Here is a 21,202-nt window from a genome sequence, read left to right as displayed (position 1 = left end):
TCTAATCGGCGGCGTGGCGTTCGAGGAACGCGTACACGTCGGCCTCGTCGACGCCGGGGAACGAACCGGGCGGCAGCGCGGCCAGCACGTGGGAGTTGGCGCGGGCCGAGGGGAAGGCGTACCCCTCCCAGCGCTGGGCCAGCTCGGCCGGCGGCCGGCGGCAGCAGTCGCCGTTGGGGCAGTTCGACTTGGTCCGCCGGGTGGTCTCGCGGCCCCGGAACCAGCGCGACTCCCGGAACGGCACGCCCAGGGTGATCGCGAAGTCCTTCTCATGGGACGGGTCGACGTGGGCGACGCAGAAGTGGGTGCCGGTGGGGCCGTCGCTGTACTGGTGGTAGACCGAGTAGCGGTCGGGCGAGCGGAACACCTGACGGCCCGACCACTGCTGGCAGAGCCGCTGGCCCTCGATCGCGCCCTGTTCGTCGGCCGGGAAGATGATGCCGTCGTTCTCGTACGCCTTGTAGATGATGCCCCCGGCGTCGTTGCGCACGAAGTGGCAGACCAGGTCGAGGTGGTGGGTGGCCAGGTTGGTGAAACGGTGGGCGGCCATCTCGTAGGAGACGGCGAACACGTCGCGGAGGTCCTCGACCGACAGTGCCCGGTCGCGTTTGGCCTCCAGCAGGTAGGGCGCGGCGGCGGCCTCGGGGACCAGCACCGCGGCGGCGAAGTAGTTGGCCTCGACCCGCTGGCGCAGGAAGTCGGCGAAGTCGCGGGGCTTGTGGTGGCCCAGGGCGATGTGGCCGATGGTCTGGAGCAGGATCGTGCGCGGGGTGTGCATGCCGAGCTGCTCGCGCTTGAGGTAGATGCGGTGGTTGCGCAGGTCGGTCACCGAACGCGCCGACCGGGGCAGGTCGGGGGCGGTGTGCACGGTGAAGCCGTAGTGGGCGACCAGGGCCTGGATCATGCTCTGGGACAACGCGCCGGTGCGGTAGCCGACCGACAGCAGGGCCTCGGCGGCGGCGCTCTCGATCTCCTGGAAGTAGTTGCCGGCCTCCTTCTGCTTCTGCCGCAGCTCGGCGTTGGCGGCGCGGGCCTCCTCGGGGGTGGCGGTGCCCTTGGCCTGGCGGGCCTTCAGTTCGTCGTACAGACCCAGAAGGTGTTCCAGCACGTCGTTGGGGACCCGCGCGGAGACCTTCAGCCTCCCCAGGCCGAGCGAGGTGTAGAGGGGGTCGCGCTGGGCCTCCTCCAGGGCGATCTCCAGCTGGGCGCGGCGGTTGGGGGCCTGGCGGCGCAGCAGCTCCTCGACCGGCACGCCGAGCGCGGCGGCGAGCGCCTTGAGCAGCGACAACTTGGGCTCGCGCTTGCCGTTCTCCAGCAGGGACAGCTGGCTGGGCGCACGGCCGACGCGCTCGCCCAGGTCGGAGAGGGTGAGACCACGCTGCCGGCGGAGGTGTTTGAGGCGCTGGCCGAAGGCGAGCAGGTCGATCTCCTGCGTCAAAGACAGCGGTTCTTCGCCGAGCACGGAGGGCATCTCCTCAGGATAGGCGAAATTTCGTGACATCTTCCAGACCGGGTGACGCACCTCACATCGATTGGTCTAGTCCTTATAGAAAATTCGAGGTTTCTTCTCCGCACAACACGGGAACGAATTTCCGCTCCGCGAAGATTTGGCCATATTTCTAGACATATCGGCTTGTTCGGTCTCTTGACATCAACACAAACTCGAACCAAGCACCCCAGGTGACGACCCAACGCAACAAGGGAGTGACCGAGAAGATGATGTCGGAACGCCTCAGGTCAGCCGCCGCCGAGCTGCGTCACGACTGGGACACCAATCCCCGGTGGTCCAGCATCGAGCGCACCTACACTCCGGAAGACGTGATCAGGCTGCGCGGGTCCGTCCAGGAGCAGTACACCCTGGCCCGCCTCGGCGCCAAGCGGCTGTGGGACCTCCTGCACACCGAGGACTACGTCAACGCCCTGGGCGCCCTCACCGGCAACCAGGCCGTCCAGCAGGTGAGGGCCGGGCTCAAGGCCATCTACCTGTCGGGCTGGCAGGTCGCCGCCGACGCCAACCTCGGCGGCCACACCTACCCCGACCAGAGCCTCTACCCCGCCAACTCGGTGCCCGCCGTGGTCCGGCGCGTCAACAACGCGCTGCTGCGGGCCGACCAGATCACCTGGGCCGAGGGCGTCGAGGACGCGCCCCACTGGCTGGCGCCGATCATCGCCGACGCCGAAGCCGGATTCGGCGGCGTGCTCAACGCCTTCGAGCTGATGAAGGGCATGATCGCGGCCGGCGCGGCGGGCGTGCACTGGGAGGACCAGCTCGCGTCCGAGAAGAAGTGCGGCCACCTCGGCGGGAAGGTCCTGATCCCGACCTCCCAGCACGTCAAGACCCTCAACGCGGCCCGCCTCGCGGCCGACGTCTGCGGCGTCTCCACTCTGGTCATCGCGCGGACCGACGCCCAGGCCGCGACCCTGCTGACCAGCGACGTCGACCCTCTGGACCAGCGGTTCTGCACCGGGGAACGGTCCGCGGAGGGCTTCTACCGGGTCCGCAACGGGATCGAGCCGTGCATCGCGCGCGGGCTGGCCTACGCGCCGTACAGCGACCTGCTGTGGATGGAGACCGGCACGCCCGACCTCGACGTGGCCCGCCGTTTCGCCGAGGCGATCAAGGACCGCCACCCCGACCAGATGCTCGCCTACAACTGCTCGCCGTCGTTCAACTGGCGCAAGCACCTGGACGACTCCTCGATCGCCAAGTTCCAGCGCGAGCTCGGCCACATGGGATACAAGTTCCAGTTCATCACCCTGGCCGGGTTCCACTCGCTGAACTACTCGATGTTCGACCTGGCCCGGGGCTACGCCGAAGAGGGCATGACGGCCTACGTGGGGCTCCAGGAGGCGGAGTTCGCGGCCGAGAAGCGCGGCTACACCGCGACCAGGCACCAGCGCGAGGTCGGCACCGGCTACTTCGATTTGGTCAGCACCGCCATCTCACCCGACTCCTCGACGACCGCCTACCGGGGCTCCACCGAGGAGGACCAGTTCCACTAGAGGCCGGGCCCCGCCGCCGTTCCGGCGCATAAGCGGCGGCGGGGTCTCAACCCCACGAACTAGCATCCGGCGGGTGATCGAGAAGTTACTCGCTCTCGTCGTGCTCGTCGCGGTGGCGGGCTGCGGCCAAGCGGCCCGGCCGACCACGCAGGCGACGCCGGTGCCGATGCCCGTGTCGGTGCCGCCCGAGGTGGCGCCGCATCGGCAGAACGTGGTCAGGGTGACCGTGGCCACCCCCTCCTGCGCCAAGGACACGGCGCAGGGCACCGGGTTCGCCTACGCTCCCGACCGGGTGCTCACCACCGCGCACGTCGTGGCGGGCGCCGAGGGCCCGATCACGGTGACCGGCGCCGACGGCAGCCGCCATCAGGGCGACGTCGTCGTCTTCGACCCGAAACGGGACGTCGCCGTGCTGCGGGTAGCGGGTCTGGACGCCGATGTCCTGCACTTCGACTCGGTCGACCCCGGCGAACGGGCCACGTTCGCGGCCTACTCGAAGGACGGGGAGTTCACCGTGCGATCGGGCAGGGCGGGCGCGCCGCAGACCGCCGTCGGCAACGACATCTACGACGAGGACATCGTGGCGCGCCAGGTCTTCCTCGTCCACGCCGCCGTCGACCCGGCCATGTCGGGCGCGCCGCTGTTCGGGCCGGACGGCGACGTCATCGGCATGGTCTTCGCCAGTAACCTCGACGACTCCGTGAGCGGCTGGGTGATCAGCACCGGAGAGATCGCCCGCCCCGCCGCGAAGGGCCTGAAGGCCGCCGCCGCCGTGTCGACCCGGCAGTGCGACTGACGATCACCCGCCGGGAGACGGGGACGGCGACGGACTCGGCGAGGGCGATGGGGAGGGCGACGGAGACGGCGACGGGGAGGGCTGCGGGGACTCCTCGTCGCCCCACTGCGGCTCGGTGGTGATCCCGCCCGTCGGGACCGGGCGGGTCGGGGTCGGCCGCGTGGGGTTCGGGTTGGGGTTCGGGTTGCCCGTCGGCCCCGGGTCGGGCGGCCCCTGGGTCCAGCCGCCGCCCGGCGGGGGTGAGGGGACCGAGGTGTTCCACGGGTCCTCGCCCGGCGGCCACGACGGGGTGATCGTCCGGGTCGCCGTCACGGTGACCTGCGCGCCGTCCTCGCCGATCGGCGGCACCTCGCCCGCCACCGGCGGCCGCGACGTGCCGAGCACCTCGGGAGAGGCCGCGGCCTCGTTGGGCAGCACGACCATCGGCACCGCCGGCGGCGGCTCGGCGGTCTGCACGCCGCCCGCCGGGGAGCTGGTGGCCGCCACGACCGTGATCGCCGCGATGGTGACGGTGGCCAGGGCGGCGTAGCCGGCGTGCTGGGTGGCCGAGCCCGACCGGCGGCGGCGTCCACGGGCGGCGGTCTCGGGGCCCGGCGCGGCGACGGCCTTCCGTTCGCCGCCGCGCGGGTAGGGCACCGGCTGCCAGATCTCCTCCATGACGTGCGCCACGGCCACCCGCAGGTCGGGCGGCAGGCCCACCCCTCCGGCGGCCAGCAGGGCCGACAGCAGCTCGGCGGCGTCGGGACGCTCGGCGGGTTCCTTGCGCAGGGCGGCGTTCACGGTGTCCCAGAGGAGCTTGGGCACGGCCGCGATCCGGGGCTCCTCCAGCAGGATGCGGCGCATCACGACCTCGGCCTCGCCCGCGCCGAACGGGTGGTAGCCGGTCGAGGCGAAGGCCACCAGGCAGCCCCAGGAGAAGACGTCGGAGGCGGGGATCGCGGGCCCGCCGGTGAGCCGCTCGGGGGCGACCCAGCCGGGGCTGCCCATGATCTGCCCGGCCTGGGTGTGCGCGGCGAGCGCGTCGAGGTCGCGGGCGATGCCGAAGTCGATCACGAACGGGCCGCTCGGCGACAGCAGCACGTTGCCGGGCTTCAGGTCGCGGTGGACCAGCCCGGCGTCGTGGGTGGCCACCAGGGCGGCGGCCGTGCCGAGGGCGACGCCGTAGGCCAGGTCGGGCGTGAGCGGCCCGCGCGCGGCCACGACCTGCGACAGGCCCGGCCCGGCGATGTACTCGGTGACCAGGTAGGGGCGGTCGCGGTCGTGCCCGTCCTCGATCACCGCGGCGGTGCAGAACGGCGCCACGCGGCGGGAGAACTCGACCTCCTCGGTGAACCGGGCGCGCAGGATCGGGTCGGACAGGTGCATGGGATGGGGCGTCTTCAACGCCACCAGGCCGCCCTGCGGATGCTCCGCGAGGTAGACCACGCCCATGCCGCCGGTGCCCAGGCGGCCGAGCAGCAGATATCGGCCAATGATGACCGGGTCTCCCACGGTGAGCGGCCGCACGCCGGGCGGCATGCCGTTCTGGGGGCCCGTTCCGCCTCGTGCCATCCGGAAGTTACCTCTCCGATCCAAAGAAGTACGCAAGGCACACTGTGGCCGGATGGAACGGTCCGCGCCTCCAACTAGGCAGAAGCGGCATAACGGGTTAGGTCACTACGACCTCGGGGTAACAAACGCCTGGTCACAGCGGTATCAGGGGTAACAGCCCTTAAGCCGCGACCTCGCCGCCCTCGGCCTTCGCCGCGGCCTCGACCGCCTCGACGAACTGGCCCATGTGGGGGAAGACCAGCCGGGCCTCGGGCAGTATGTCGGCCATGAGCGCGAAGACGTGGGGCATCTTCCGCCATTCTTCATACCGCACCGGAACGCCATCCGCACGCGCCCGTTCGGCGACCCGGTGGGCCTCCTCGCGGAGCACCTCGGTGGTGCTGGTGACGATCATCAGGGGCGGCAGGCCGGTGTAGTCGCCGAAGACCGGGGAGACGAGGGGGTCGCGGTTGTCCAGGCCCTCGGTCCAGCGGCGGGCCATCCACTCGACCCGGCCGGCGGGGAGCAGGGGGTCGGCCCAGCGGTTGGCGGTCTTGCGCTCGTCGCTCAGGTCGGCCCAGGGAGACAGGCAAATGGCCGCCGCGGGGAGCGGCAGCCCGTTGTCACGCAGGGAGAGCAGCATCGCCAGGGCCAGATGTCCGCCGGCTGAATCACCTGCCAGCACGATGCCCTCGGGGGCGAAACCGCGGTCGAGCAGGGCGCGGTAGGCGTCCAGGGCGTCGGCGAGCGACTCGGCCAGCTTGTGCTGGGGCCCCTGCCGGTAGTCGAGGGCCAGCACCGGCCGCTGCGTCACGGCGGACAACCGCCACGTGATCGGCCGGTGCGTCACTGGAGAACAGATGAAATAGCCGCCCCCGTGGAGATAGAGGACGACCTTGCTCTCATCGAGCTCTTCGAGATCGGAGTCGGGCTCACCGGACCCGCGTACCCACTCCCCCGAGCAGGCGCCGAACGACTCCTGTTCGATCGAGACGGTCGCCGGGACCAGTCCGGGCAGCCGCCCGCCCAGCTCGATGATCCGGTTGGCGACGACCAGGCTGGCGGTCGTACGGAGAAGGACGGCCGATATGGGCTTCATGGTCCCGCGCAACAGCCCGTTGGCCGCTATGGCCTGCCAGCTCAAAGGGTGCTCCGGGCGAACGTCCACGTCGATGTCAGCGTTCATGCGGATCCCTCCTTGTCCGATTCGTTCCCTTATGCCTAGTTAGGTAACCCAGGATGTTACACAGGGGTTACGCAGATCGGCAGGGGTGAAATACCGGGTTACGATCCTCGGCGGGAGGTGGCCGACTTCGTCCTCTACCTGCGCCTGTTCCAGTACGGCTTCCGCCGGCACAGCACCTACCTCGCCGCAGCGCTCGCCGGGGCCTTCACCAACACGGTTTTCGGCGTTTTGCGGGCCTATGTCCTGATCGCCTTATGGGAGGCCCGCCCCGGCCTCGCCGGATACACCCTCGCCGAGGCCGTCACCTTCTGCTTCCTCACCCAGGGCTTCATCGGGCCCATGCAGGTCTTCGGCCGCGGCCTGTCGTTCGGCGACCGCATCAGGTCGGGCGACATCGCGTTCGACCTGGTCAGGCCCGCTCCCCTGCTGCTCTGGAGCCTGGCGGAGGACCTCGGCCGGGCCGCCTACCTCACCATCGCCCGCAGCCTGCCGCCCTCGATCGCCGGGGCGGCCATGTTCACCATGGTCGCGCCGGTCTCGCCCTGGTTCGTCGCGTCGTTCGTGCTGGGGATCGTGGTCAGCTTCGGCTGGCGCTACCTCGTCACGCTCGCGGCGTGCTGGACCACCGACGACCGGGGCATGCACACCCTCTCGTCCCTGCTGACCTTCTTCTTCAGCGGGATGGTGCTCCCGCTCGGGCTGTTCCCCGGCTGGTTGCGCACGGTCGCGGAGGCCTCGCCGTTCGCGGCGATGGTGCAGGTCCCGGCCGACATGTGGCTCGGCGCCACCCCTACGTGGAGCGGCCTGGGATTCCAGCTTTTCTGGGCGGTCACCCTGCTCGGCCTCGGCGCGCTGCTGACCGTGGCGGCCCGGCGCAAGGTGGTGGTCCAGGGTGGGTGACTACCTCCTGCTGGCCTGGACGTGGGCCCGCGCCTCCGCCCAGTACCGCACCTCCTTCGTCGTCTCGATCGTCAGCTCGTTCGCGATCAACGCCCTCGACGTCATCGCGATCGGCATCGTGTTCACCCACGTCACCACCCTGGGCGGGTTCTCGCTCCGCGAGGTCATGTTCCTGTACGGCACCGGCGGCGTCTCCTTCGCCCTCGCCGACCTGCTCTTCGGCAACATCGAACGGCTCAGCCAGCACATCAGGGCCGGCACCTTCGACACGATGCTGATCCGGCCGGTCTCGCCCTTCGTCCAGATGGCCGCCGACGGCTTCGGCGCCCACCGGATCGGGCGGCTGGCCCAGGCGGCGATCGTGCTCGGCCTGGCGCTGCCGGTCGTGCCGTGGTCGCGGGCCTGGATGGTGCCCGTCATGATCCTCTGCGGCATCGTGATCTTCACGGCCGTGTTCACGCTCGGGGCGGCGCTCCAGTTCGTCCTGGTCGACGCCCCCGAGCTCGCCAACGCCTTCACCTACGGCGGGGTCACGCTGACGCAGTATCCGCTGTCGGTCTACGGCGAACAGCTCGTGCGCGGGGTGACCTACATCGTGCCGCTGGCGTTCGTGAACTGGCAGCCGGCCCTCTACGTGCTCGGGCGGCCCGATCCCCTCGGGCTGCCCGGCTGGCTCCGCTTCGCCGCGCCCTTGGCCGCCCTGCTGCTGGCCGGCGCGGCCGCCCTCGCCTGGCGGGCGGGCCTGCGCCGCTACCGATCGACGGGGAGCTAGATGATCGAGACCATGTCACTGGGCCGCGACTTCAAGGTGCGCGGGGCGGTCGTCGCGGCCGTCCACGACCTGACCTTCCGGGTGGAGGCCGGCGAGTTCGTCGGCTGCCTGGGCCCCAACGGCGCCGGGAAGTCCACGACGATCAAGATGCTGACCGGGATCCTGACCCCCACACGCGGGCGCGCCTCGGTGGCCGGGCTCGACCCGGCACGGCAGCGCAAGACGCTGGCGCGGCGGATCGGGGTGGTCTTCGGGCAGCGGACGACGTTGTGGTGGGACCTGCCGCTGCGCGACAGCTTCGAACTGGTCCGGCTCCTTTACAAAGTAGATCGAAGCCGGTTCACGGCCCGGCTGGCCGAGCTCACCGAGGTGCTCGACCTGGGCCCGTTCCTCCGGACGCCCGTCCGGCAGCTCAGCCTGGGCCAGCGCATGCGGGGCGACATCACCGCCGCGCTGCTGCACGACCCCGAGGTGCTGGTGCTCGACGAGCCGACGATCGGGCTCGACGTGGTGGCCAAGGCCGAGGTCCGGTCGTTCCTGGCCCGGCTGAACGCCGACCGGGGCACCACCGTGCTGCTGACCACCCACGACCTGGGCGACGTCGAGCGGCTCTGCCGGCGGGTGCTGCTGATCGACCACGGGCGGCTGGCCTTCGACGGGAGCGTGCCGGAGCTGCGGGCGCTCGTGCCGGGCCAGGAGTCGATCGAGGACGTGGTCGCGCACCTCTACCTCAGTAGTACTCCGGCTGCTCCTCGTACTCCTCGTCGTACTCCCGATGCGGACCCGCCCACCGTGACGGCATGAGCACCGGCACGAACAGGGCGATGCCCACCAGGCCGTAGACGCCCGACGACAGCAGCGCGAGCATGCCCTGGCCGGCCTCGGCGATCTCCTTCTGGAGGGTGGCGCCGACGGGGGCCAGGCTCGTGGCGCGGGAGACGTCGATGGCGTACACGACCGTCCAGGCCAGCAGCACCATCGAGGGCACGAACGTGGCGACCGGCGAGATCCGCCCCGCGATCACCAGGCCGAGGAGGAGGCCGACGACGGCCATGATCCCCAGCGCGATGAGCATCCGGGGGTCGCGGACGGGGTCGATGTCGCCGACGGATCCCCGCAACGACTCGCGTGAGGCCCAGCCCCCTCCGAACAGCAGAGCGGCGGCGACGACGATCCCGACGAGCAGCCCGATGAAGTGCCGCATGTCACCCACCTCGAAAACGTTCTTGGTCCGCGCGGCCACATTAGCGACAAAAACCGAAATATCGCACTGCTCCTGACGGGATGGCTTTGACGCGGGGGTGACATCCCGCCGAAGCGTGAGAAGATGTGCCCGCCATGCCGAAGAGCCACCCGACCCCACCAGACGCGACACTGTCGCACGGGGTCGCCCTGGCCCGGTCGCAACGAGCCCGGAACTTCCCCGCCGCCGCCCTGAACGCACTCCCGAGCCCCGGCAATCGACGCTCGGTGAACGGCTCCGCTGGTGCCCGGCGCGTGCCCACTCTGGGCGATCGAGTCCCCGCGAGCGATGCGCAGACCTTCGGCGGCTCGGCCGGGCCCGCGCTGAGATTCGCCCGGTCGGTCTCGTTCGCCGCCGTCTGCGTGGTGCTCGCCGCCGTCGGCCACCAGGCCGCCGGGGGTGACGGGCCGACGCTCGCGGCGCTGGCCGTCGGGATGTCCGGGGCCTTCGGGGCGGCGTTCGTGTTCGCGGGACGTGAGCGCTCGCCCGGCGTCATCGCCGCGGTGCAGGTCGCGGCCCAGGTCCTCCTCCACGAGTTGTTCACCGAGGGGCAGACCGCCCGGGTGCTGACCGATCCCGACCACGCCCACGGCGGGCTCGGGGTGTCGCTCGGCATGGTCGTGGCCCACCTGACCGCCTCGCTGATCACCGCCTGGTGGCTGGCCCGGGGCGAGGCCGCCCTGTGGTCGGTGCTGCGGCGGATCGGGGCCGGCGCCTGGCGGGTGCTCAAGGCGCCGCCGGTCCCGGCGCTGCCGCGTCCGGCGCGGGTGCGCGCCGCGGCCGTCCGGCCGGGCCCGCTCCGGCCCCTCCGGCACGCCGTCGTCAGAAGAGGTCCTCCACTGGCCGGGTGCTGACCCGTCCCCTCTTCCCTTCCGCACGACCAGTGGAGTCTTCGCCATGTCCGTCATCCGCCGCGCCCTGACCATCACCGCGACCGCCACCGCCCTCACCCTCGGCTTCGCCTTCCCCGCGCTGGCCCACGTCACCGTCCAGCCCGGCTCGGTCGAGCAGGGCAGCTTCAGCAAGGTCGCCTTCCGCGTCCCCAACGAGCGCGACGACGCCTCGACCACCAAGATCGAGGTCACCTTCCCCGTCGACCACCCGCTGCCCTTCGTGTCGGTCAAGCCGGTCCCCGGCTGGAAGGCCGAGGTCACCGAGGGCAAGCTGGCCACCCCGGTCCAGTCGCAGTACGGCGAGATCACCGAAGCCGTCACCAAGATCACCTGGTCGGGCGGCGAGGTGAAGCCGGGCGAGTTCCAGGAGTTCGAGGTCTCCCTCGGCGGCCTGCCCACCGAGACCGACCACCTCTACTTCCCGACCAAGCAGACCTACAGCAGCGGCGAGGTCGTCGACTGGAAGGACGAGCCGAAGGCCGACGGCGGCGAGGCCGAGCGCCCCGTCCCGACCCTGAAGCTCACCCCGCCCACCGGTGACGACCACCACGGCGCCGCCGCCTCGGCCGCCCCCAGCGCCGCCCCCAGCGCCGCCCCGGCCGTGGCCGCCTCCCCGGTCGCCGCCGACGCCCACGACTCGGGCTCCGCCGACGGCACCGCCCGCCTCATCGGCGGCATCGGGATCGTCGTCGGCATCGCCGGCGTGGGCGTCGCCATCGCGGCCCTGCGCCGCAGGCCGACCGCCTAGGACGTCACGTCCCTGGACGTGAACCGCGCCCACGCGAGCGACCCGAAGATCGCGATGTACGCGGCGAACGCCAGCACGCCCTGACCCATGTCACCCGTGGCCAGCGGTTCGCGGAGCGCCCCGTCGAACCGCTGGAACCACGAGGTGAGCAGGTAGGGCGTGACGGCGTCCAGTTGCGGGATGACCGTGATGATCTGGCTGACCAGCACCAGCACGACCGTGGTGACGACCGCCCCGATCGAGGTGTCGGTGAACACCGACACGGCCAGCGCGAGCGTGCCCAGCGCGATCATGCCGAGCGTGACGTAGAGCGCGACCAGCCCGATCCGGAGCAGCCCCTCGACGAGCGGCACGGTCGTGCCCGACAGCAGCGTGACCGGCCCGACCGGGAACAGCACCAGCCCGGTGAGCAGCGCCGCCACCAGGATGACCAGGCTGGTGACCAGCGCGAACACGGCCATCCCGGCGAACTTCACACCCAGCAGCCGGGTCCGCCCGGCCGGGGCGGTGAGCAGCTGCCGCAGCGTCCCGAGCCCCGCCTCCCCCGCGACGGCGTCGCCGGCCACGACGGCCACGACCAGCGGCAGGATCAGCGGCACCATGAACGAGAACGCGACGAACCCGAGCGCGAGCCCGTTCCCCGCCACCTGCACCAGGATCGCCTCGCCGTCGGCCCCGAAGACCCTGATGGCGGCCCCGCAGATCACCGGCACGACCGCGACGACGGCGAGCATCGCCACGGTCCGCGGCCGCCGGAAGATCAGCCCGGTCTCCGACCGGAACAACCGCAGCGCCGACCGCGACGTCGCCTGCCGGGGCCCCGCCACGAACGGCGGACCGCCCCCGCGCCCATCGCCCGGCACGCGAACACCGGCACTCGCACCAAGAGCCACATCAGAAGCGAGACCGGCACCCGGTGTCGCCGTGCGGTCATGAGTCGACATCGAAGCCCTCCCCCGTCAGCCCCACGAAGACGTCCTCCAGGCTGGGCCGGACCACCTGGAAACCACGGATGGACACGCCCGCCCGGAACAGCAGGTCGCTGACGTGCTCGGGGGCCGTCGTGCCGATCTCGGCGCCGGCCCGGCCCGCGGCCCGGGTCACGTCACGGAGGCCGAGGTCGGTCAGGACCCTCGCCGCGGCCGTCACGTCGGGGGTGTCGACCTCGACCCGGGCGGTCGCGGCCGAGCGCAGGTCGCCGAGGGAACTCTGGGCGACCAGGCGGCCGGTGCGCATGACGCCGATGTGGGTGCACATCTGCTCGACCTCGGCCAGCAGGTGGGAGGAGACGAAGACGGTGGTGCCGTCGGCGGCGACGTCCTTGATCAGGGCGCGGACCTCGCGGGTGCCCTGGGGGTCGAGGCCGTTGGTGGGCTCGTCGAGGACCAGCAGGTCGCGGCGGCTGAGCAGGGTGCCGGCGATGGCCAGGCGCTGGCGCATGCCCAGCGAGTACGCCTTGTAGCGTTTCCCGGCCGCCGCCGTGAGGCCGACGCGGTCGAGCGCCTCGGCCGTGCGCCGCCGGGCCGTGGCGGCGTCGGCGGCGGGGTTGGCGGCGTCCAGGCGCAGCAGGTTGGCGGTCCCGGACAACCACGGGTAGAAGGCGGGGCCCTCGACCAGCGCGCCCACCCTCGTCAGGGCCGCGCGGGCGGGGTCGCCGAACAGGGTGCTGGTGCCGGCGGTGGGGGTGATCAGGCCGAGCAGCATGCGGATCGTGGTGGTCTTGCCCGATCCGTTGGGGCCCAGGAAGCCGTACACGGAACCGCCCGGGACGGCCAGGTCGACGCCGTCGACGGCGACCTGACCTCCCGGGAAGCGCTTCGTCAGGCCCCGCGTGGCGATCGCGGGAGCGTTCATCCGGCGGCCTTCTCCAGGGTCTCGGGGGTCACCGCGCCGGCCAGCAGGCGGCCGTCGTCGGTCAGCAGGGCCGAGACCAGCTTGGTGGTGATCACCCTGCCGCCCTCGACGGGCCTGGCCGCGGCCAGGATCGGGTTGTCCTTCAGCGCGGCGGCGTCGAAGGGCAGCGTCACGACCGAGGTCCAGCCGCTGCCGGTGACCGCGACGTCTCCCGCGGGCATCTGGGGCTGCGTCCGGGTGAACGCCGGCAGGTCGCCCTCGGTCACCTTCGCGCCGGGCGGCGGGGTGAAGGTGAAGTTCTCGGGGGCGGGCTCGGCGAAGGTGATCGAGTCGAAGCCGACCTCGAAGGCCGGTTCTGCGGCGCCCTCGGCGAAGACCTGGACCCGCAGCGGCACCAGCGTCTCGCCGTCGATCGCCAGGCGCACGTCCCGGACCAGCGACTCGGCCGCCTTCGGCGCGAGCACCAGCTCGTACGCCGCCCTCCCGGCGACCGTCGCGTCGTTGCCCACGCTGATCGCCGTGTCGGACTCGGCCATCGCCAGCGCCTGGCGGGCGGCGTCGGGCGGGGTCACGGCGGCGGGCGGGGGCGCGGGGGCCGGGCCGTCGGCGGGCAGCTTGATCTTCGTGGCGGTGTTGGCGGCGCTGTCCCACCACCACGTCTGGCCGTTGTTGTAGATCACGTTCTGCTCGCTCATGGCGCCGGGGATCGCGATGCGGAACCGGTCGGCGGAGCCGTACCAGACCTTGAGCTCGTGGGACCCCGACAGCAGCGCGAGCGGGCTGGTGCCGACCGGCGCGGCCGGGAGGCCGGGAATGCCGAGCGAGGCGGTCTCGACGATCGTGCCCGACATCGGCGGCATCGTCCCCGTCCCGCTCCATTTGGCGCTGACCTGGGTGATCAGCTGCTCTGCGGTCAGCTCGGGCAGCTGCGGGTCCCCCTGGACCGCCGCGATGACGGGGCCCGCTCCGATGGCGCCCGCCACCACCAGGACGGCGGCGGCCGGGACCCCCCACCTCACGGCGCGTGCTCTCGTGGACATCTCATGCACTCCAATCTGATGGACGTGCCCACACCATGCGCGCCCGGCCCTGTGGCGAGGCTGAGACGTGCTGAGACTCCTCTCAGCCGGGTCACAGCACACAACCCCCAAAATGGGGAAATGCGCGTGCTGGTGGTGGAGGACGAACGACGGATGGCCGCGGCCCTGCAACGGGGCCTGCGCGCCGAGGGCTTCGCCGTGGATTTGGCCCACGACGGCGAGGAGGGCCTCCACCTGGCCTCGACCGGCGAGTACGACATCGTGGTGCTCGACATCATGCTGCCCCGCCTGTCGGGCTACAACGTGTGCAAACGCCTGCGCGAGGCGGAGAACTGGGTGCCGGTCCTGATGCTCTCGGCCAAGGACGGCGAGTACGACATGGCCGACGGCCTCGACCTGGGCGCCGATGACTACCTGACCAAGCCCTTCTCCTATGTGGTCCTGGTCGCCCGGCTGCGCGCCCTGTTGCGGCGCGGCGGCGGACGCCGTCCGTCGGTGCTGCGGGCCGGCGACCTGACCCTCGACCCGGCGCGGCGGCTGGTGCGGCGCGCGGAGAAGACGGTCGACCTGACGCCCCGCGAGTTCGCGCTGCTGGAGTTCCTGATGCGCCATCCGGACGAGGTCGTCTCGAAGGCGGAGATCCTGGAGCACGTCTGGGACACCTACGACACCGACCCCAACGTGGTCGAGGTGTACGTCGGCTACCTCCGCCGCAAGATCGACGCGCCGTTCGGCCGGGGCGCCGTGCAGACGGTGCGGGGGGCGGGATACCGGCTGGCCAGCGATGGCGGGTAACCCGTTCCTGTGGTGGCGGCGGCGCAGCCTGCGGGTCCGGCTGACCGTGGTCGCCACGGCCGTGCTCGGCGTCGGCCTGGCGGTGGCGGCGTGGGTGTTCGTGAACGTCCTGGGCCGCTCGCTGATCGCCACCATCGACGACGAGGTGACCTCGCGGGCCCGGGAGATCGTGGCCCTGTCGGACGCCGGCCGGCTCGACGGCGAGATCGTGCCGACGAAGGCGACGATCGTGCAGGTCATCGACCGGAACGGGCTGATCACCGCGGCGACCCCGTCGACCGACCGCCTGGTCCCGCTGCTCCCCGAGGCCGCGCGGAGGACCGCCGCCCACTCGGGCCGGCCGCAGTTCCTCGACGGCCGCCCCTACGGCATCCCGGCCGTGCTGCGCATCACGGTGATGAGCGCCGACAACGGGGTGACGGTCCTGGCGGCGCGGTCGTTCAGCGAGATCGAACGCGCGCTGCGCACGACCGGCCACGTCCTGCTGCTCGGCACCCCGCTGCTGCTGGTCGTGCTGGCCGGGGCGTCGTGGCTGATCATCGGCCGGACCCTGAGCCCCATCGGCGCGCTGCGCCGGGGCGCGACCGAGATCACCGGCTCGTCGCCGTCGCGGCGGCTGCCGGTCCCGGAGGCCAACGACGAGGTCCACTCGCTGGCGATGACCCTGAACGACATGCTGGCCCGCCTTGAGGAGGCCGGCTCGCGGCAGCGCGCCCTGGTCAGCGACGCCGCCCACGAACTGCGCAGCCCGCTGGCCAGCATGCGCCTTCAGCTGGAGGTCGCGCTCAGCCACCCCGACGGCCAGGACTGGCGCGAGACCGCGGAAGGCGTCCTGGAGGACACCCTGCGGTTGTCGAAGCTGGCCGAGGACCTGCTGGCGCTGGCCCGGCTCGACGAGGGCCGGACGCTGCGCCACGAGCCGGTCGAACTCGGCCGCCTGGTGACCCGGACCGCCGCCCGCTACGGCCTCGACGCCGACATCCCGGCCGAGGCCGTGGTGGTGATCGGCGCGGAGATGGACCTGGGCCGGGTGCTCGTCAACCTGATCGACAACGCCGTCCGGCACGCCCACGACAAGGTGCGGGTGGGGCTGTGGAAGTCGGGCCCGTGGGCGCTCGTCACCGTCACCGACGACGGGCCGGGCATCCCGGCGGAGGACCGCGAGCGGGTCTTCGACCGGTTCACCCGGCTCGACACGTCGCGGTCGCGCGACGACGGCGGCACCGGGCTGGGGCTGGCCATCGCGCGGGAGGTGGCCGAGGCGCACGGCGGGTCGATCACGCTCGACGACGCGGGTCCGGGGCTGGTGGCGACGGTCCGGCTGCCGGTGTGATCAGGCCAGGCCGTGGTCGTGGGCGTACACGATGGCGGCGGGCCGGTCTCTGAGGTCGAGCTTCGTCAGGATGTTGCCCAGGTGGGTCTTCACCGTGGCCTCCGACACGTGCAGCGCGGCGGCCGTCTCGGCGTTGGTGGCCCCGCGCGCGATCTGGGCCAGCACGTCGTGTTCCCGCTGGGTGAGCTGGGCCGCCGCCGCGCGCCCTCTGCTCTCCTTCAGAGCGACCCGCCGGAAGGCCGTCAGCACCGGCCCGGCCACCTGCGGGTCGAGCCACGAACCGCCCTCGGCCACCATCGTGACGGCCCGGACGATGTCCTCCCCGGGCGCGTCCTTCAGGATGAACCCGGCCGCGCCCGCGCCCAGGGCCGCCGCCACGGTGTCGTCGTCGTCGAAGGTCGTCAGGATCAGCACCGGCACGGCTCCCGCCAGGCGGCGGGTCGCCTCGGCGCCGTCGACCCGGCGCATCCGGACGTCCATCACGACCACGTCGGGGCTCCAGCGGGCGACGGCGGCGGCGACCTGGTCGCCGTCGTCGCACTCCCCGACGACCGTGAAGGTCCCCTCGGGTTCCAGGATGCGGCGCAGGCCGGCGCGGACGAGCGGCTGGTCGTCCACCAGCAGGACGGTGATCACACCGGAATCCTCGCCGACACGAGCCACTGCCCGCCGCGTGTTCCGGCGGTGAGGTGGCCCCCGGCGGCGGTGGCGCGTTCGCGCATGCCCAGCAGGCCGCTGCCCGGCCCGTCGTCCGACGGGGCGCCGACGGGGTTGGCGACCTCCACGGCCAGTTCGCCGTTCGCCAGGGTCAGCGCCACCCGGGCCGTCCCGGTTCCGTGCCGGACCGCGTTGGCCAGGGCCTCCTGAACGATCCGGTACGCCGCCAGCTCCGCCCCCGGGTTCACCACCGCGAGCCCGTCCACGGAGAAGGTGAGCTCGACGGCGCCGCGGAAGCCCTCCACCAGCGCCTCGACGTCGGCGAGGCCGGGTTGCGGCCCGGTCGGCGACTCCTCCCCGGAGCGCAGCACCTTCACCAGCCGCCGCAGGTCGGCCAGGCTGGCCCGGCCGTGCCGCTCGGCCTCCTCCAGGGCCTCCAGCGCCTCGGCGGCGGCCTCGCGCCTGATCGCCATGCGCGCGGCGGTGAGGTGCAGCATGGTCACCGCGAGGGTGTGCCCGACGACGTCGTGGACGTCCTGCGCCATGATCCGCCGCTGGTCGGCGGCCCGCTGGAGGGCCAGCGCCTCCAGCGCCTGGGCGACCAGGCGGCTGGATTCGTGGCTGACCCGCACCGCGTAGGCGGCAGCCAGCGTGAGGGCGAACCCGAGGTGCAGGGCGACCCACACCACCGGAGGAGAGCCCAGCGCGGCGGCGACGGCCAGCAGGTAGGTCAGCGCGGTGACGCCCGCCGCCAGCGGGACGGGCGCGAACCCGACGTTCAGCGCCACCAGCAGCAGGCCGACCGCCAGCGCCAGCACGGACGCCACCGGGCTGCCCAGCCCGGTCAGGACGGCGGCCCCGAGCGGCCCGAGCACCGCCAGCGCGAACCACCACGACGGCCCGTCGTCGCCCTTGAGGATCCACCGCCCCCACGGGATCGCCGAGACGAGGATCAGCACGATGCCCGCGATCGACGGCCGGGCGGCGAGCGCGGCGGCCGGCACCGCCCCGGCCGTGAAGGCCAGGGCGAGCGCCGGCGCGCCCACGCGGAACATCACCGAGAGCTCGGCGGGGGCGGCGCGGCCCGCGCGGCAGAGGTCGTCCTCCCAGTCGCAGACGGCCGCGGCTACATCAGTCGCCATGCCCCCATCGTGCTCCGTGTCAGCGGTCGATGGCCACGACGTCGTAGGGGGTCGTCGGGGTCGGGGTGGTGGTGAAACGGGCGTTCGGCAGGTAGAGGCGGTCCTTGAAGGCCGCGACGGTGGTCGGCACGTCGAACCGGGGGTCGGTGACCTTCCGGTCGATCGTGCCCTTCGTCCCGCGCCGGTCGAGCTTGACCCAGGTCACGGTGTTGAGGCGGTTCTGGACGACGACCAGCCGGCGTCCCTCCAGCAGCAGCCCGTCGCCGTTGGCGAGCAGGTCGGTCCCGAGGTCCACCTGCGTGGTCGCGCCGCTCTTCTTGTCGACCCGGAACAACTTGCCGGTGTTCGACTGGACCAGCAGCAGCGCCCTGCCGTCGGGCGTCTGGGCGATGCCGTTGGCGTTGATGCCGGTCGTGTACACGATGTCGCCGGTCAGCGGGATCTTCTGGGCCTCGGCGGGCAGGCGGCCCCACCGGCGCAGGTCGAGCTTGTAGAGGACGGGGTTGGTGGAGTCGGTGAAGTAGGCGGCGTCCCGGGTGAGCACGACGTCGTTCACGAACGACGCGCCGGTGGCCAGGGTGTAGCTCTTGAGCACCGCGCCGGTCCGGGCGTCGAGCACCCGGGCGGTCCCGGCGGTGCCGCCCGCGACGAACAGGCGGTTGCGCTTGACCTTCAGGCCGAGGGAGGGGGTGCCGGGCCCCTCGTTGATGACGCGGCCCTGACCGCTGCGCAGGTCGACCTTGTAGATCGCGCCGGAGGCGCGGGAGCCGAAGTAGGCCGAGCGGCCCTCGTCGACGGCGACGCCCTCGGGCTGGAAACCGGCGGGCAGCGGGAACGAGGCCGGGTATTTCGGGGCCGCCGAGGCGACGGCCGGCGGAGCGGCGACCAGTACGGCTAAGAGTCCGGCGACGAAAGCGGCAACACGCATGGAAAAGATCCCATCTGTCATCGTGTGAGGTTTCCGTAAAGTGATCGGAGTCGTCAACGTATGTCAGGAGATGTCACGGTGCTCCCCCACCACGGCGTGACCGCCGAGGAACTGCTCGCCCGCCTGGCCGAGGCGCAGGGGTCCGATCTCCCGGTGCGCGGCGGCACGGTCACCGCCTACGTGTACGACACCGGCCGCCCCGAGGTGCACGAGGCGGGCGCGGCGGCGTACGCGGGCATGCTCGAGGTCAACATGCTCGACCCGACCGCGTTCCCGAGCATGGTCGCCCTGGAGAAGGACGTCGTCGGCGCCGTCGCCGCCGAACTGGGGCAACCCGGCGCGCCGGGCATCTTCACCAGCGGCGGCACCGAGTCGATCATGCTGGCGGTGAAGGCGGCCCGCGACGCCGCGAAGATCGACCGGCCGCAGATGGTCGTGCCGGTCACCGCGCATCCGGCGTTCCACAAGGCCGGGCACTACCTCGGCGTCGAGGTGGTCGCCGTGCCCGTCGACCTCGCCACGTTCACCGTCGACCCGGCGGGCGTCGAGGCGGCCATGACCGAGCGGACCGTGCTCGTGGTGGTCTCGGCCCCCTCCTACCCGCAGGGCGTGATCGACCCGGTCGCCGAGGTCGCGGCGCTGGCCGCCGCGCGGGGCGTGCCCTGCCACGTCGACGCCTGCGTCGGGGGCTGGCTGCTGCCGTGGTTGCGGGAGGCCGGGGCCGAGGTGCCGCCGTTCGACCTGTCGGTGCCGGGCGTCACCTCGATCTCCTGCGACCTGCACAAGTTCGGGTACGCCCCCAAGGGCGCCTCCGTGCTGCTGTTCAAGGACGCCGCGCTGCGCCGCGCCGCCTACTTCGCCTCGGCCGCCTGGCCCGGCTACACGATCATCAACGCGACCGTGCAGAGCTCCCGGTCGGCCGGCCCGCTCGGCGGCGCGTGGGGCACCCTGCACGCGCTGGGCCGCGAGGGCTACCTCGAACTGGGCCGCACCACCCTGGAGGCCACCCGCCGGATCGCCGAGGGCGCGGCGAAGATCCCCGGCCTGCGCGTGCTGGGCGACCCGCAGGCCGCCCTGGTGGCCATCGCGGGCTCCCCCGAGGTCGACGTGTTCGTGCTGGCCGACGAGGCCCGCAGGCGCGGCTGGTTCCTCCAGCCGCAGCTCTCCTACGCCGGCATCCCGGCGAACCTCCACATCACCGTCACCGGCGTGACCCTGGAGCGGGTCGACGCGATGCTCGCCGTCATCGCCGAGTCGGCCCAGGCCGCCCGCGAGCGCGGCCCGGCGGTGGTTCCGGAGGGCCTGCCGGAGCTGATCGCCTCGCTGAACCTCGACGAACTCGACGACCCGACCTTCGTGGAGCTGGCCGCCTCGGTCGGCATCGACCTGACCTCCCGCGACCAGCCGGAGATGGCCGCCGTCAACGCGGTCCTCGACGCGCTGCCCGCGAAGACCCGCGAGGCGATCCTGGTCAGGTTCCTGTCGGTGATCTACGGCTGACCACGTCGAGGACCGTGCGGGCCGAGGCGGCGTCGTGGACGCGGAAGACCCGGGCGCCCTGGGCGGCCGAGATGGCCAGGGTCGCGAGGGTGCCCGCGTGCCGCCGGTCGACGGGCAGGCCGCCGAGGGTCTCGCCAACAAAGTCCTTGTTCGAGACGGCCACCAGCACCGGCCAGCCGGTCGCGACCATCTCGTCGAGGCGGCGGCTGAGCTCCAGGGAGTGGTAGGTGTTCTTGCCGAAGTCGTGGGCGGGGTCGATCAGGATGCGGTCCCGCGACACCCCCGCGGCGAGCGCCTTCTCGGCGAGGTCGGTCGTGTACGCCACCACGTCGCCCACCACGTCGTCGTAGGCGATCCGATGGGGGCGGGTGCGCGGCTCGACGCGTCCGGCGTGCGCGCAGACCAGGCCGATGCCGTGCTCGGCGGCCACGTCGGCCAGCCGGGGGTCGACGCCGCCCCACGTGTCGTTGAGCAGGTCGGCGCCGGCGGCGGCGACGACCTCGCCGACCTCGGCGCGCCAGGTGTCGACGCTGATGATCACCGAGGGGTGCCGGTCGCGGACCGCCGCCACGAGGTCGGCGACCCGGCGGATCTCCTCCGCCACGCCGACGTCGTCGCCCGGCCCGGCCTTCACGCCGCCGATGTCGACGATGTCGGCCCCCGCCTCGATCTGGCGGCTGGCGGCGTCGAGGGCGGCGGCGAAGCCGTAGGTCGCGCCCCGGTCGTAGAAGGAGTCGGGCGTGCGGTTGACCACGGCCATGATCGCGTGGTCGCCGGGCCCGAACGTACGGCCACGAAGGCGCAGAGTAGACATCGTCAGCGAGCCTACTCCGCGCCCTCCGCGCGACCGCCGGACGAGGGAACGCTTCGGGAAATGGCCGA

General features: G+C 72.3%; 21 protein-coding genes. 10 read left to right on the top strand and 11 right to left on the bottom strand.

All coding sequences use genetic code 11. The annotated features are described in order from the left end of the window. Position 1 precedes the first annotated feature (1 nt). Complete coding sequence (locus AW271_RS02955; RefSeq protein WP_062331276.1) at positions 2 to 1,471, bottom strand: helix-turn-helix domain-containing protein; 1,470 nt, start codon at positions 1,469 to 1,471, stop codon at positions 2 to 4. Between the two features lie 248 nt (positions 1,472 to 1,719). Between AW271_RS02955 and aceA the strand changes: the two genes are divergently transcribed. After that, positions 1,720 to 3,003 (top strand): isocitrate lyase, encoded by a 1,284-nt coding sequence (gene aceA / locus AW271_RS02950; protein WP_083976160.1) that lies wholly within the window; start codon positions 1,720 to 1,722, stop codon positions 3,001 to 3,003. Positions 3,004 to 3,076: 73 nt separating this feature from the next. After that, entirely contained in the window at positions 3,077 to 3,799 is a 723-nt protein-coding gene (locus tag AW271_RS02945) for a S1 family peptidase (RefSeq protein ID WP_062331273.1), read from the top strand. A 3-nt stretch (positions 3,800 to 3,802) separates the two neighbouring features. On the opposite strand, the gene AW271_RS02940 is transcribed toward AW271_RS02945, so the two are convergent. Both AW271_RS02940 and AW271_RS02935 read right to left on the bottom strand, forming a co-directional pair. Further along, positions 3,803 to 5,350: a serine/threonine-protein kinase gene (locus AW271_RS02940; protein WP_083975993.1), complete on the bottom strand. Its 1,548-nt coding sequence runs from the start codon at positions 5,348 to 5,350 to the stop codon at positions 3,803 to 3,805. A 160-nt stretch (positions 5,351 to 5,510) separates the two neighbouring features. After that, on the bottom strand, positions 5,511 to 6,515 hold the full coding sequence (locus tag AW271_RS02935) for an alpha/beta hydrolase (RefSeq protein WP_062331267.1): 1,005 nt from the start codon (positions 6,513 to 6,515) through the stop codon (positions 5,511 to 5,513). Positions 6,516 to 6,632: 117 nt separating this feature from the next. Between AW271_RS02935 and AW271_RS02930 the strand changes: the two genes are divergently transcribed. From AW271_RS02930 to AW271_RS02920, 3 genes are read left to right on the top strand one after another with little or no spacing between them, the layout of a single operon-like run. Further along, the gene (locus tag AW271_RS02930) at positions 6,633 to 7,415 is read left to right on the top strand and encodes an ABC transporter permease (protein WP_245652903.1); all 783 of its coding nucleotides are present in this window, start codon (positions 6,633 to 6,635) and stop codon (positions 7,413 to 7,415) included. Further along, entirely contained in the window at positions 7,408 to 8,187 is a 780-nt protein-coding gene (locus AW271_RS02925; RefSeq protein WP_062331264.1) for an ABC transporter permease, read from the top strand. Before AW271_RS02930 ends, AW271_RS02925 begins: the two co-directional genes overlap by 8 nt. Next, the gene (locus AW271_RS02920; RefSeq protein ID WP_062331261.1) at positions 8,188 to 8,991 is read left to right on the top strand and encodes an ABC transporter ATP-binding protein; all 804 of its coding nucleotides are present in this window, start codon (positions 8,188 to 8,190) and stop codon (positions 8,989 to 8,991) included. Here AW271_RS02920 and AW271_RS02915 read toward each other — a convergent pair. Further along, complete coding sequence (locus AW271_RS02915; protein ID WP_062333018.1) at positions 8,918 to 9,391, bottom strand: hypothetical protein; 474 nt, start codon at positions 9,389 to 9,391, stop codon at positions 8,918 to 8,920. The genes AW271_RS02920 and AW271_RS02915 overlap by 74 nt on opposite strands. Before the next feature lie 293 nt (positions 9,392 to 9,684). Here AW271_RS02915 and AW271_RS02910 point away from each other — a divergent pair, with 293 nt between their 5' ends. Both AW271_RS02910 and AW271_RS02905 read left to right on the top strand, forming a co-directional pair. Further along, entirely contained in the window at positions 9,685 to 10,284 is a 600-nt protein-coding gene (locus AW271_RS02910; RefSeq protein WP_157553871.1) for an MFS transporter, read from the top strand. A gap of 43 nt (positions 10,285 to 10,327) precedes the next feature. Beyond that, positions 10,328 to 11,071, top strand: coding sequence for a YcnI family copper-binding membrane protein (locus AW271_RS02905; protein ID WP_062331257.1), 744 nt, complete (start codon positions 10,328 to 10,330; stop codon positions 11,069 to 11,071). Here AW271_RS02905 and AW271_RS02900 read toward each other — a convergent pair. From AW271_RS02900 to AW271_RS41325, 3 genes are all read right to left on the bottom strand, one after another. Next, positions 11,068 to 11,934 (bottom strand): DUF2705 family protein, encoded by an 867-nt coding sequence (locus AW271_RS02900; protein WP_245652902.1) that lies wholly within the window; start codon positions 11,932 to 11,934, stop codon positions 11,068 to 11,070. The genes AW271_RS02905 and AW271_RS02900 overlap by 4 nt on opposite strands. A gap of 67 nt (positions 11,935 to 12,001) precedes the next feature. Then, positions 12,002 to 12,925, bottom strand: a complete 924-nt coding sequence (locus AW271_RS41330; protein WP_062331253.1) for an ABC transporter ATP-binding protein — start codon at positions 12,923 to 12,925, stop codon at positions 12,002 to 12,004. Next, the gene (locus AW271_RS41325) at positions 12,922 to 13,965 is read right to left on the bottom strand and encodes a LolA family protein (protein WP_063817831.1); all 1,044 of its coding nucleotides are present in this window, start codon (positions 13,963 to 13,965) and stop codon (positions 12,922 to 12,924) included. Before AW271_RS41325 ends, AW271_RS41330 begins: the two co-directional genes overlap by 4 nt. A 120-nt stretch (positions 13,966 to 14,085) precedes the next feature. On the opposite strand from AW271_RS41325, the gene AW271_RS02885 reads away from it, so the two are divergent. Beyond that, positions 14,086 to 14,760, top strand: a complete 675-nt coding sequence (locus AW271_RS02885; protein WP_062331247.1) for a response regulator transcription factor — start codon at positions 14,086 to 14,088, stop codon at positions 14,758 to 14,760. Then, complete coding sequence (locus tag AW271_RS02880; protein WP_062331243.1) at positions 14,750 to 16,093, top strand: sensor histidine kinase; 1,344 nt, start codon at positions 14,750 to 14,752, stop codon at positions 16,091 to 16,093. The genes AW271_RS02885 and AW271_RS02880 overlap by 11 nt, the downstream gene beginning before the upstream one ends. Here the strand turns inward: AW271_RS02880 and AW271_RS02875 are convergent, their stop codons facing one another. Genes AW271_RS02875 through AW271_RS02865 form a run of 3 tightly spaced genes read right to left on the bottom strand, consistent with a single transcriptional unit; the run spans position 16,094 to position 18,820 of the window. Next, complete coding sequence (locus AW271_RS02875) at positions 16,094 to 16,729, bottom strand: response regulator transcription factor (RefSeq protein WP_062331240.1); 636 nt, start codon at positions 16,727 to 16,729, stop codon at positions 16,094 to 16,096. Further along, positions 16,726 to 17,892: a sensor histidine kinase gene (locus AW271_RS02870; RefSeq protein ID WP_062331237.1), complete on the bottom strand. Its 1,167-nt coding sequence runs from the start codon at positions 17,890 to 17,892 to the stop codon at positions 16,726 to 16,728. The genes AW271_RS02875 and AW271_RS02870 overlap by 4 nt, the downstream gene beginning before the upstream one ends. A 19-nt stretch (positions 17,893 to 17,911) precedes the next feature. After that, entirely contained in the window at positions 17,912 to 18,820 is a 909-nt protein-coding gene (locus tag AW271_RS02865) for an SMP-30/gluconolactonase/LRE family protein (protein ID WP_157553870.1), read from the bottom strand. 78 nt (positions 18,821 to 18,898) lie between these two features. Between AW271_RS02865 and AW271_RS02860 the strand changes: the two genes are divergently transcribed. Further along, on the top strand, positions 18,899 to 20,320 hold the full coding sequence (locus AW271_RS02860; protein WP_245652901.1) for a pyridoxal phosphate-dependent decarboxylase family protein: 1,422 nt from the start codon (positions 18,899 to 18,901) through the stop codon (positions 20,318 to 20,320). Here the strand turns inward: AW271_RS02860 and folP are convergent. After that, entirely contained in the window at positions 20,292 to 21,134 is an 843-nt protein-coding gene (gene folP / locus AW271_RS02855) for a dihydropteroate synthase (RefSeq protein ID WP_062331228.1), read from the bottom strand. The two genes, AW271_RS02860 and folP, sit on opposite strands and share 29 nt — an antisense overlap. Between the last annotated feature and the right edge of the window lie 68 nt (positions 21,135 to 21,202).

Origin of the sequence: Herbidospora sakaeratensis (assembly GCF_001570525.1) — a bacterium.
Lineage (GTDB): Bacteria > Actinomycetota > Actinomycetes > Streptosporangiales > Streptosporangiaceae > Herbidospora > Herbidospora sakaeratensis.
The sequence above is the reverse complement of the archived record's forward strand: the minus strand, read 5'-3'. Positions and strand labels throughout refer to the sequence as shown.